This window comes from Streptomyces sp. NPDC048383, from assembly GCF_040651775.1.
GTDB lineage: Bacteria > Actinomycetota > Actinomycetes > Streptomycetales > Streptomycetaceae > Streptomyces.
This window is the reverse complement of sequence record NZ_JBEZKS010000037.1, coordinates 72,466-83,206: the sequence shown is the minus strand read 5'-3', so window position 1 is coordinate 83,206 and position 10,741 is coordinate 72,466. Positions and strand designations below refer to the sequence as shown.

At 71.7% G+C, this 10,741-nt stretch carries 8 protein-coding genes; 3 read left to right on the top strand and 5 right to left on the bottom strand.

What is annotated here, in order from left to right; translation table 11 throughout:
• Positions 1–124: 124 nt before the first annotated feature.
• The 5 genes from ilvC to AB0D46_RS24155 form a co-directional block, all read right to left on the bottom strand.
• On the bottom strand, positions 125–1,126 hold the full coding sequence (gene ilvC / locus AB0D46_RS24175; protein ID WP_281206934.1) for a ketol-acid reductoisomerase: 1,002 nt from the start codon (positions 1,124–1,126) through the stop codon (positions 125–127).
• 103 nt (positions 1,127–1,229) lie between these two features.
• The gene (gene ilvN / locus AB0D46_RS24170) at positions 1,230–1,754 is read right to left on the bottom strand and encodes an acetolactate synthase small subunit (protein WP_362880315.1); all 525 of its coding nucleotides are present in this window, start codon (positions 1,752–1,754) and stop codon (positions 1,230–1,232) included.
• 32 nt (positions 1,755–1,786) lie between these two features.
• Positions 1,787–3,670, bottom strand: a complete 1,884-nt coding sequence (locus AB0D46_RS24165) for an acetolactate synthase large subunit (protein WP_362880313.1) — start codon at positions 3,668–3,670, stop codon at positions 1,787–1,789.
• Between the two features lie 227 nt (positions 3,671–3,897).
• Complete coding sequence (locus AB0D46_RS24160; protein WP_362880329.1) at positions 3,898–6,825, bottom strand: EAL domain-containing protein; 2,928 nt, start codon at positions 6,823–6,825, stop codon at positions 3,898–3,900.
• 239 nt (positions 6,826–7,064) lie between these two features.
• Positions 7,065–8,012, bottom strand: a complete 948-nt coding sequence (locus tag AB0D46_RS24155) for a 2-hydroxyacid dehydrogenase (RefSeq protein WP_362880312.1) — start codon at positions 8,010–8,012, stop codon at positions 7,065–7,067.
• Between the two features lie 73 nt (positions 8,013–8,085).
• On the opposite strand from AB0D46_RS24155, the gene AB0D46_RS24150 reads away from it, so the two are divergent.
• The 3 genes from AB0D46_RS24150 to AB0D46_RS24140 all read left to right on the top strand — a co-directional run bounded on the left by AB0D46_RS24150 (position 8,086) and on the right by AB0D46_RS24140 (position 10,728).
• On the top strand, positions 8,086–9,093 hold the full coding sequence (locus tag AB0D46_RS24150; RefSeq protein ID WP_362880310.1) for an aldo/keto reductase: 1,008 nt from the start codon (positions 8,086–8,088) through the stop codon (positions 9,091–9,093).
• A gap of 111 nt (positions 9,094–9,204) precedes the next feature.
• The gene (locus tag AB0D46_RS24145; RefSeq protein WP_362880308.1) at positions 9,205–10,491 is read left to right on the top strand and encodes a PQQ-dependent sugar dehydrogenase; all 1,287 of its coding nucleotides are present in this window, start codon (positions 9,205–9,207) and stop codon (positions 10,489–10,491) included.
• A gap of 39 nt (positions 10,492–10,530) precedes the next feature.
• Positions 10,531–10,728, top strand: coding sequence for a DUF6191 domain-containing protein (locus AB0D46_RS24140; protein ID WP_362880306.1), 198 nt, complete (start codon positions 10,531–10,533; stop codon positions 10,726–10,728).
• Positions 10,729–10,741: the final 13 nt, after the last annotated feature.

The window sequence follows — 10,741 nt, the reverse complement described above, 5'->3', positions numbered from 1 at the left end:
TCGCCACCCCCCGCGCGGGGGGGGGGGGGGGCCGCACCCGGCCCGGGCGGGGGGGGGGGCGCGGGGGCGGGGGGGGGGGGGGGGGGGGGCGGGCCCGCCCCCCCCCCCCCCGCCGCGCAGGGGATCAGCTCTCGTCGTTGTCGACCCAGCTCATCAGCTTGCGCAGCTTCTTGCCGGTGGTCTCCAGCAGGTGGGCCTCGTCGGCCTTCTTGTACTCGTTGTACTTGGGCAGGCCCGCCTTGTACTCGGCCATCCAGGTGTTGGCGAACTCGCCGCTCTGGATCTCCGCGAGGACCTTCTTCATCTCGGCCTTGGTGGCGTCGGTGATGACGCGCGGGCCGGTGATGTAGTCGCCCCACTCGGCGGTCTCGGAGACCGACCAGCGCATCTTCTCCAGGCCGCCCTCGTACATGAGGTCCACGATGAGCTTCAGCTCGTGCAGGCACTCGAAGTACGCGATCTCCGGCTGGTAGCCGGCCTCGGTCAGGGTCTCGAAACCGGCCTTGACCAGCGCGGAGGCGCCACCGCAGAGAACGGCCTGCTCACCGAACAGGTCGGTCTCGGTCTCCTCGGTGAAGGTGGTCTTGATGACGCCGGCGCGGGTGCCGCCGATGCCGGCCGCGTACGACAGCGCGAGGGCGAAGGCGGAACCGGTGAAGTCCTGCTCGACGGCGGCGATGCAGGGCACGCCGCGGCCTTCCTCGTACTGGCGGCGGACGAGGTGGCCCGGGCCCTTCGGGGCGACCAGGGCGACGTCGACGTTGGCCGGGGGCTTGATGAAGCCGTAGCGCACGTTGAAGCCGTGACCGAAGAAGAGCGCGTCGCCCTCTTCGAGGTGCTCCTTGATGGACTCCTCGTAGATCTCGGCCTGGAGCGGGTCCGGGGTCAGGATCATGATGACGTTCGCCCACGCGGCCGCCTCGGCCACGGGGACGACCTTCAGGCCCTGCTCCTCGGCCTTGGCCTTGGACTTCGAGCCCTCCTTGAGGCCGACGACGACGTCGACGCCGGAGTCACGGAGCGACAGCGCGTGGGCGTGGCCCTGGCTGCCGTATCCGATGACAGCGACCTTGCGGCCCTGGATGATGGACAGGTCGGCGTCGTTCTCGTAGAACAGCTCGGCCACTGGGATATCTCCTTGGTGCGCTGATGTTGCACCCACCGTACGGCGGGGAACGGAATCTGAGGTTCTTGGTCTCGCGATGCGAGCCGGGAGCGTGTCCGGCCCGTCAGGCGCTGCGGTCGAGCGAGCGCAGGCTGCGGTCCGTGATGGACCGGCCGCCACGCCCTATGGCGATCGTGCCGGACTGGACCAGTTCCTTGATGCCGAAGGGCTCCAGCATCTTGAGCATCGCGCCGAGCTTGTCGGTACCGCCCGTGGCCTCGATGGTGACGGCGTCCGGGGAGACGTCGACGGTCTTGGCGCGGAACAGCTGGACGATCTCGACGATCTGCGAGCGGGTCTCGTTGTCGGCGCGGACCTTCACCAGAACGAGTTCGCGCTCGATGGCGTTGTGCGCCTCCAGCTCGACGATCTTGAGCACGTTGACCAGCTTGTTCAGCTGCTTGGTCACCTGCTCCAGCGGGAGGTCCTCGACGTTCACGACGATGGTGATGCGCGAGATGTCGGGGTGCTCGGTGACGCCGACCGCGAGGGAGTCGATGTTGAACCCGCGGCGGGAGAACAGGGCGGCGATCCGGGCGAGGATGCCGGGCGTGTTCTCGACCAGGACGGAGAGCGTGTGCTTGGACATGTGGGTCGTTCTCTCTCTTCGGCTCTCTCGGCTCAGTCGTCTTCGTTGTCGCCGAAGTCGGGGCGGACGCCCCGGGCTGCCATGACCTCGTCGTTGGAGGTGCCGGCGGCGACCATCGGCCACACCATGGCGTCCTCGTGGACGATGAAGTCGACCACGACGGGACGGTCGTTGATCGCGTTGGCCTCGGCGATGACCTTGTCCAGGTCGGCCGGGTCCTCGCAGCGCAGCGCGACGCAGCCCATGGCCTCGGACAGCTTGACGAAGTCCGGGACGCGGGTGCCCTGACGGGGGGCGCTGGACTCGCCGAGCTGGGAGCCCACGTCGGCGCCGGTCGCGTCGCCGTGGAGCACCGTGTTGGAGTAGCGCTGGTTGTAGAACAGCGTCTGCCACTGGCGGACCATGCCCAGGGCGCCGTTGTTGATGATGGCGACCTTGATCGGGATGTTGTTCAGCGCGCAGGTGGCCAGTTCCTGATTGGTCATCTGGAAGCAGCCGTCACCGTCGATCGCCCAGACCGCGCGGTCCGGCATGCCGACCTTGGCGCCCATCGCGGCCGGGACCGCGTAGCCCATCGTTCCGGCGCCGCCGGAGTTCAGCCAGGTGCGGGGCTCCTCGTACTTCACGAAGTGCGAGGCCCACATCTGGTGCTGGCCGACGCCCGCCGTGAAGATCGTGCCCTGCGGGGCGAGCTCGCCGATCCGCTCGATGACGTGCTGCGGGGAGAGCGAGCCGTCCTCGGGCTGGTCGTAGCCGAGCGGGTAGGTCTCGCGCCAGCGGCTGAGGTCCTTCCACCAGGCGCTGTAGTCACCCGCGTTGCCGTCGGTGTGCTCGGCCTGGACCGCCTGGATCAGGTCGGCGATGACCTCGCGGGCGTCGCCCACGATCGGGACGTCGACCTCGCGGTTCTTGCCGATCTCGGCCGGGTCGATGTCCGCGTGGATGACCTTGGCGAAGGGGGCGAAGCTGTCCAGCTTGCCGGTGACGCGGTCGTCGAAGCGGGTGCCGAGCGCGATCAGCAGGTCCGACTTCTGCAGCGCGGTGACGCCGGTGACGCTGCCGTGCATGCCGGGCATGCCGACGTGCAGGGGGTGGCTGTCGGGGAAGGAGCCCAGGGCCATCAGGGTGGTCGCGACCGGGACGCCGGTCAGCTCGGCGAGGACCTTCAGCTCGGCCGTGGCGCCGGACTTCATGACGCCGCCGCCGACGTACAGGACCGGGCGCTTGGCCTGACAGATGAGCTTGGCGGCCTCGCGGATCTGCTTGGCGTGCGGCTTGGTGACCGGCCGGTAGCCGGGCAGGTCCTGCGTGGGCGGCCAGGAGAAGGTGGTCTTGGCCTGGAGGGCGTCCTTGGCGATGTCGACCAGGACCGGGCCCGGTCGGCCGCTGGCGGCGATGTGGAAGGCCTCGGCGATGGTCTTCGCGATGTCCCCGGCCTTGGTCACCAGGAAGTTGTGCTTGGTGATCGGCATCGTGATGCCGACGATGTCCGCTTCCTGGAAGGCGTCCGTGCCGATCGCCTTGGAGGAGACCTGGCCGGTGATGGCGACGAGCGGGACCGAGTCCATGTGCGCGTCGGCGATCGGGGTGACCAGGTTGGTGGCGCCGGGGCCGGAGGTCGCCATGCAGACGCCGACCTTGCCGGTGGCCTGCGCGTAGCCGGTGGCGGCGTGGCCGGCCCCCTGCTCGTGGCGGACGAGGATGTGACGGACCTTCTTGCTGTCCATCATCGGGTCGTACGCGGGGAGGATGCAGCCCCCCGGAATCCCGAAGACGGTGTCGCACCCCACCTCTTCGAGAGAGCGGATGAGGGACTGCGCACCCGTGACGTGCTCAACTGCGGTGGGCTGGTGTCCACCCGTACGGGGCCGCGGCTGCGGATGGTGGGCCCCGGTGGCCTGCTCGGTCATCGGCATTCTCTTCTCGAAGCTGAGGGTTTTACGAGGAGCGGGGATCCCCCGGGTAAGAACCGGGGGCGTGTGCCAGTGCAACAAAAAACCCCTCGTGCCGGGTGGCAAGCGAGGGGAGCGCGTCGGGGGTGTTGAGCGGGGACATGCAGGTCCCGGCTTCAGCCGACGCGCTTTCCAAGTACGAGAATTCGGGTGCGCATGGCATTGACCCTCCCTCCGGCGGGAGGGGGATGTCAAGCGGGTGGGACGGGCGTCTCATTATGTGAGCCCCTACGGGTGATCATCGAACCGCCGGACGAGCCTCCGGCCAAGGCCGGCTGGGCCGTACCGCCCGGTACTGGGAACGTACCGCGCACAAGCGCGCGCCGCAGCCTGTATTCGTCGAGTGGTCCGGAGAAGGCCGTTCCCTGGCCGTGGGTGCACCCCATCGCGCGCAGCGCCATCACCTGTTCGGGCAGGTCCACGCCGTCGGCCACGGACTGCATCCCCAGGTCGTTTGCGATCCGCAACAATCCGGCGGTGATCTTGTGGAGTCGGGCCGACTCGACCACGCCCTCCACCAGGCCGCGGTCCAGTTTCAGCAGGTCCACGGGAAGCCGCCGCAGGGCGCTGATGGCCGCGTAGCCGCTGCCGAAGCCGTCGAGGGCGATGCGTACGCCCAACCGGTGCAGGGCCGTCAGACGGCGCTCCAGCTCATCGAAGGGGACTCTGGGGTCGGATGCGGCCAGTTCGAGGACGAGCGCGCCGGAGGGCAGCCCGTGGCGCGTCAGCAGCGCCTCCACGGAGCCGCGCGGCATGGAGCGGTCCAACAGCCGCTGGGCGGTCATCCGGACGGCCACTGGTACGGCGCGCCCGGCGCGGTGGCGCTCGGCGGCCTGCTCCACGGCCTCCTCCAGCAGCCAGCGGCCCAGTTCGGCGCTGCGCGCGGCCTCCTGCCCGGGGCCGGCGGCTTCGCTCTGTTCGGCCACCCTGAGGAACTCGGCCGGGGTGAAGAGGATCCCCTGGGCGGAGCGCCAGCGGGCCTGCGCGGCCACCGCCGTGACCTCCCCGGTGGCCAGCGAGACCACGGGTTGGTGCAGGAGGGTGAATTCCCCCTCGTGGAGGGCGGTGCGCAGCCGGCCGGCGAGCTCCGCCTTGCGGACCACCTCGGCCTGCATCTGCGGGGCGTACAGCTCGACGCGGTCCTTGCCGCCGGCCTTGGCCCGGTACATCGCGAGGTCCGCGTTGCGCATCAGGTCCGAGGGGGTGATGCCGGGGTCCGCGAAGGCGACGCCGATGCTGGCGGCCACGCGGACCTCGCTCCCGGCGATCCGGTAGGGCTGGGCGAGGGTGGTGCGCAGCCGGTCGGCGATCTCGTGGACCTGGTACTCGCGGGCGCCGCGGTCGCGGCTGCCGTCGCCGAGGATCAGGGCGGCGAACTCGTCGCCGCCGAGTCGGGCGGCGGTGTCCCCGGCGCGGACCGCGGCCCGGAGCCGGTGCGCGGCCTCGACGAGCAGTTCGTCGCCGGCCTGGTGGCCGATGGTGTCGTTGACGGCCTTGAAGCCGTCGAGGTCGATGAAGAGCACGGCGGTGCTGTGGTCACCCGACCGGCGGCCGGTGAGGGCCTGGCGGACCCGGCGGGTGAACAGGGCGCGGTTGGGCAGGTCGGTCAGCGGGTCGTGCTCGGCGCTGTGCTGGAGCTGGGCCTGGAGGCGGACCCGCTCGGTGACGTCCCGGCTGTTGAGGATGAGCCCGCCCTGGTGCCGGTTCACGGTGGACTCCACGTTGAGCCAATCGCCGCTGCCCGACCTGAACCGGCACTCGATGCGGGTGGTGGGCTCCTCCGTCGGCTGGGCGGCGAGGAAGCGGCGCACCTCGTGGACGACCTGTCCGAGGTCGTCGGGGTGGATGAGGGCGGCGAGTTCGCTGCCGATCAGTTCCTCCGCCTCGCGGCCGTAGACGCCGGCGGCGGCGGGGCTGACGTAGCGCAGGGTTCCGGTGGGTGCGGCGATCATGATGACGTCGCTGGAGCCCTGGACCAGGGAGCGGAAGTGGTTCTCCTTCTGGGCCAGTTCCTGGGTCAGCGCGATGTTGTCGAGGAGCATGATGCCCTGGCGGATGACGAGGGCCAGGACGACGGTGCAGCCGGTGAAGACGACCATGCGGTCGACCTTCCGCCCGTCCACGACGTTGTAGAGGATCCCGAGGGTGCACACCGCCGCGGCGAGGTACGGGGTGAGGGCGGGCAGCGAGCCCGTGATGGGCCGGCTGTGCGGCCGCTCGACGCCGGGGGGCGCCGCCCGGCCGGTGGGATCGGCGCGCCGGGCGGAGTCGGCCCGCCGGGCGCCCCAGGGCGCGTAGGCGAGCAGGAGGGAGCCGGCGAACCAGCCGGCGTCGAGGATCTCGCCGGAGCGGTAGGTCGTGTTCAGTAGCGGCGAGGTGAACAGGGCGTCGCTGAGGACGGTCAGGGCGAGGGCCGCGATGGCCGTGTTGACCGCGGAGCGGTTGTTCGCCGAGCGACGGAAGTGCAGTACCAGGACCATCGAAACGAGGGCGATGTCCAGGAGCGGGTAGGCGAGCGAGAGCGCGGCGCGCGGAACGCTGCCGGGGGCTCCCGACTGGGCGGTGCGGGCGGCGTTGGCCAGTGCCAGGCTCCAGGACAGGGTCAGGAGCGAACCGCCGATGAGCCAGGAGTCCAGTCCGAGGCAGACCCAACCGGCGCGGGTGACCGGGCGTTTGGCGAGGACGAGCAGGCCCACGATGGCGGGCGGGGCGAAGCAGAGGAAGGCGAAGTCCGCGAGGGAGGGTTCGGGCACCTCCTGGCCGAGGATGACCTCGTACCAGCCCCAGATCGCGTTGCCGAGGGCGCCCATGAGCGAGGAGAAGGCGAACATCATCCAGGCGGGGCGTTCGCGGCGGTCGATCGTCCGCGCGTAGTGGTAGCACGAGACGGCGGCGAGTAAGCCGGCCGTACTGAGCCCGAAGTCGCCCATGATCTTGGCGACGTCCTTGGACCCCCATCCCAGGGCGGCTCCGACGGCGTACCCGCCGCTGACCACCGCGAGGAGGAGCTGCGCCGCCAGTCCTCTGCCCCCGTCGGCCGCGGCGGGGGGCCGGGTCAGGAGCGCCGCCCCCGGGGTGCTCACCGGTCCACCTCGCCGGCTTGTTTCGGCGCGCCCCATCGTCGCCTCCGGCGGCTGTGCCGCGTCGGATCCTTCGTCCATTGGCCGTGCATCGCCCGTCGCCCCCCAAATGGTCCGATCACTCCCCAGCGCCAGACGTACGCGGCGCAGCCCCTTCTTCCGGACGATACACCACTTTCGTCACTCAGCGACATAGCATCTCTACTCTCCGTCACCATCCGGGGAGTTGTGGCCACTGCCTGCGCGGGGGCGGTCGCGGAGCGTGCGCGCCGGGCGCCTCAGTCGGTGACGAGCACGGTGTTCTCCACCGGCTCCCCGGCCGCGAAGCGGACGAGCTGGCGGGCCACCAGTCGCTTCGCGCGGGGCTCGAACGCCGAGCTGCTGCCGCCCACATGAGGGGTGATCAGGACGTTCGGCGCGTGCCAGAGCGGGTGGCCGGCGGGCAGCGGTTCGGGGTCGGTGACGTCGAGCGCGGCCCGCAGCCTGCCCGATCCGACCTCCGCCAGCAGGGAGTTGGTGTCGACCACGGGGCCGCGGGAGACGTTGACGAGCAGGGCGCCGTCCTTCATGCGGGCCAGGAAGTCGGCTCCGGCCAGGCCCTTGGTCTCCTCGGTCAGCGGCGTGCAGAGGATCACCACGTCGGCGTCCGGGAGGAGCCCGGGGAGATCGGTGAGCGCGTGCACCGGGCCGTGCGCGGCGGTGCGCGCCGAGCGGGCGACGCGGGTGATCCGCCCGCACTCGAAGACGGCCAGGCGGTCCTCGACGGCCGCGCCGATCGATCCGTAGCCGATGATCAGGACCGACTTGTCGGCGAGGGACTCGTAGAAGCCGTCGCGCCACTCCTCGCGGTCCTGGCCGCGGACCATGCGGGGGATGCCGCGCAGGGAGGCGAGGGTCAGGGTCAGGGCGAGTTCGGCGGTGCTTGCCTCGTGGACGCCGCGGGCGTTGCACAGACGTACGCCGGGGCCGAGGTCGGCGAGCCCGCCGAGCACGTGGTCGATGCCGGCGGTGAGGGTCTGGACGACCTTCAGGTCGGGCATCGCCGCCAGCGGCCGCAGGGTCACCTCCGGGGACTTCATGTAGGGCGTGACGTAGAAGACGCAGGCGGCGGGGTCCGCGGGGAACTCGTCCTCGCCGTCCCAGCGGCGGTAGCGGAACGAATCGGGCAGGCCGTCGATCTCCCCGGCGGGGAAGGGGAGCCAGACGTCGGCGGTCGGTGCAGTCATGATCACGAGGCTATGCCAAGGGATCCGGATCGAGCCGTTAGTTTGAGGGCCGGACCGGGAGGGGGACGCGGGAGTGGAGCGCAGGTCGATCGGGTCGGGACCGCTGACGGTGGGCGCCATCGGGCTCGGCTGCATGCCGATGAGCTGGGCCTACGCGCCGTCGCTCCGCCGGGGCGAGGAGTCGCTGCGGACCGTGCACACGGCGCTGGATCTGGGGGCGAACCTGCTGGACACGGCCGATCTGTACGGGCCGTTCACCAACGAACTGGTGGTCGGGCGGGTCCTGCGGGAGCGGCGGGCGGACGCCTTCGTGGCGGCGAAGGTCGGGCTGCGGGCCGGCGAGCAGCACGTGGTGGCGGACGGGCGGCCGGGCTACGTGCGGCGGGCCTGCGACGCCTCGCTGCGGCGGCTGCGGACCGACGTCATCGACCTGTACCAACTGCACCGGGTGGACCCTGACGTTCCGGTGGAGGAGACCTGGGGCGCGATGGCGGAGCTGGTGGGCGCCGGGAAGGTGCGGGCGCTGGGGTACTGCGCGCTGGGCGCGGGGGCCGGGCCGGGCGCGGGGCGGCGCGGTGACCGGGCGTACGCGACGACCCTGCGGCGGCTGGAGCGGGTCCAGCAGGTGTTCCCGGTGACGGCGGTGCAGGCCGAGCTGTCGGTGTGGTCCCCGGAGGCGGCGTGGCAGCTGTTGCCGTGGTGCGCGGCGCGGGGGGTCGGGGTGCTGGCGGCGATGCCGTTGGGCAGCGGGTTCCTGACCGGGACGTTGACGCCGGGGCAGGGGTTCGAGGACGCGGACGTGCGGGCCCGGCACCCGAGGTTCACGGCGCACGCGATGGCCTCGAACCAGGTGCTGCCGGCGGGGCTGCGCCGGGTGGCGCTGCGGCACGGCCCGCAGGTCACGGCGGCGCAGGTGGCGCTGGCCTGGGTGCTGGCGCAGGGGCCGCACGTGATACCGGTGCCGGGGGCCGAGCGGGCCCGGTGGGCGGCGGAGAACGCCGGGGCGGCGGAGGTGCGGCTGACGGCCGCCGAGCTGTCCGAGATAGCGGCGCTGCCCTCGGCGGTGGGAGCCTGGGACTGAGCGGTCCCGGGCAAGTGCACTCGATCGGGCGTACGAGCGGTGGAACTTCGTGAGCTGCCCGGGCTGTTGGAACAGAGGGAAGGCAGGCAGGCGACGGAGGGGAGCGGGGCCATGTGGGACGACGGACGGATCGGCGGCGTCGGCGGGGCGCGCACGGTCGGCGGGGTCGGGGACCGGGGCGGTCCGCGGGAGCCGCGGCCGGGGGCGTACGGGTCCGCCGGCGCGGGCCGGCGCGGTGGGCTGACGGCGCTCGCGCTGGCCGGGTGCGGGGCCCTGCTGGCGGCCGGCTGCTCCGGTTCGGGCGGGGCCCAGGCGGGCCCGGGCGGCTCTCCCCCGGGCTCACCCCCGGCCGGGTCGGCGTCCCCGGGCGCCTCGGCCCCGGCGAAGGCCCCCGCGGCGCCGGCGAAGGGTTCGGTGGCGGTGACGGGCGAGCTCGCCAAGGGTCTGGAGTCGCCGTGGGGCGTGGCGGCGCTGCCCGGCGGGGACCTGCTGGTCGCCTCCCGGGACAAGGGCACGATCAGCCGGATCCGCGCCGATACGGGGGCGGTGACGCCGATCGGCGAGGTCCCCGGGGTGGCTCCGGGCGGCGAGGGGGGCCTCCTGGGCCTGGCGGTGTCGCCGACGTTCGCGACGGACCGGCTGGTGTACGCGTACTTCACCACCGAGTCCGACAACCGGATCGCCCGGATGCGGTACGAGGAACAGAGAGCCCCCGGACAGCAACTGGGCGCGCCCGACACGGTGTTCCGGGGCATCCCCAAGGGGGTCATCCACAACGGGGGCCGGATCGCGTTCGGGCCGGACAAGATGCTCTGGGCGGGGACGGGCGAGACCGGTGAGACGGGGCTGGCCCAGGACAAGAAGTCGCTCGCCGGGAAGGTCCTGCGGATGACGCCGGACGGTGAGCCGGTGCACGGCAATCCCGAGGCGGACTCGGTCGTCTACTCGTACGGACACCGCAACGTGCAGGGTCTGGCCTGGGACAAGGACAAACGGCTTTGGGCCGCCGAGTTCGGGCAGAACACCTGGGACGAGCTGAATCTGATCGAGCCGGGCGGCAACTACGGCTGGCCGGAGGCGGAAGGGAAGGCGTCGAAGCCCGGCTTCCGGGATCCGGTGGCGGTGTGGAGAACGAACGAGGCCTCGCCGAGCGGGATCGCCTGGGCGCAGGGCTCGATCTGGATGGCCGGGTTGAAGGGTCAGCGGCTGTGGCGGATCCCGCTGGACGGGGCCGTACCGGTCGCGGAGCCGGAGGCCTTCCTGGAGGGCAAGTACGGGCGGCTGCGCACGGTGGTCCCGCTCGGTGGGGACGGCCTGCTGCTGGTGACGAGCGAGACGGACGGACGGGGATCGCCGGAGGCGGACGACGACAGGATCCTGACGCTGAAGGTGCAGTGAGCGAACGAGGCCCCGGCGGGGTGGAAGGCACGGTGCACGGTGTTCAACATGATCGACCAACTGTTCAATCCCGGCAGCAAGCACACGGACGAGGAGCGCAAGCGCCTGGAGCTGTCCCGGACGGACGTGAACGACGGCGACCCGGGGCGGGGGCCGATAGACCTGGATTCGGGCAGAGTGCTCATACGCCCGTCCGAGGAACACGATGACGACGCGGTCCCGGGGGTCGGCCCCTGACCGCCGGTTGCGG